Genomic DNA, 900 nt, shown 5'->3' with positions numbered 1-900 from the left:
GCGCGCGGGCGCGCCGGCTTTGTGATGTCCTCCCAGGCGTCCAGTGCGGGTGGCGGCGAGGCTGCACTCAGGCAGAAGCTGGTGGAGACCGGCGACGTCGATCTAATGATTGCCATCCGCTCCAACTTCTTCTACACCCGCACCGTCCCCTGCGAGCTGTGGTTCCTGAACCGCGCCAAGCCGGAGGCCCATCGGGACAAGGTGCTGATGCTCGATGCGCGCAACATCTACCGCAAGGTCACGCGCAAGATCTACGACTTCAGCCCAGAGCAGCAGCAGAACCTGCTCGCCATCGTCTGGCTCTATCGCGGCGAGAACGAACGCTTCCTGGATCTGATCTCCGACTATCTGGCCCAAGTGCTGGAAGCGGCCGAGGCCTGCTGCGAGCAGGAGACCGAGGACGAGCTGCTCCCCGGCACGGTGCCCGGCTATCTGGACGCCGTCGCCGAGCTGGTCGAGTCGCTGCGGCCTTTCCTGGACACGCTGGCCTTGGACGGTCCCCACGCGGACACCCTGGCCGAGCTTGACAAGGCGATGGACACCTTCGCCGACGACCTGGAAGACTTCGAAGACAGCGTCGCCGACGCAACCGCCAAAGCGGGCCGGCTCCCCGACCCCAGCGACGGCCTGAGCACGCTGACCGAGCAGCTCGCCCCCCTGGCCGAGACCAGCCGCAACCTGGTCAAACAGAGCGACCTCCTCTACAAGCTCGCCACCCGCCTGATCGAGACCTGCGAGAAGGCGTGCAACGCCAAGGACAGCAACGTCTGGAACAGCCGCGACATCACCCGCGCCCGCAAGGCCGCCGACGCCGCCCGCCAGGAGGCCGTCGAACAGCTCAAGCAGGTGCGCTACTTCTGGCGTCAGGCCCACTGGCTCGTCGAGCGGTTCCCGGAAGCC

General features: G+C 66.8%; 1 protein-coding gene. It reads left to right on the top strand.

The annotated features are described in order from the left end of the window. On the top strand, nt 1-900 hold a 900-nt coding region (locus tag VBE63_RS30420; protein ID WP_323686690.1), incomplete at both ends, for an N-6 DNA methylase.

Origin of the sequence: Lamprobacter sp., from assembly GCF_034860625.1 — a bacterium.
Classification (GTDB): Bacteria; Pseudomonadota; Gammaproteobacteria; order Chromatiales; family Chromatiaceae; genus Lamprobacter.
The sequence above is the reverse complement of the archived record's forward strand: the minus strand, read 5'-3'. Positions and strand labels throughout refer to the sequence as shown.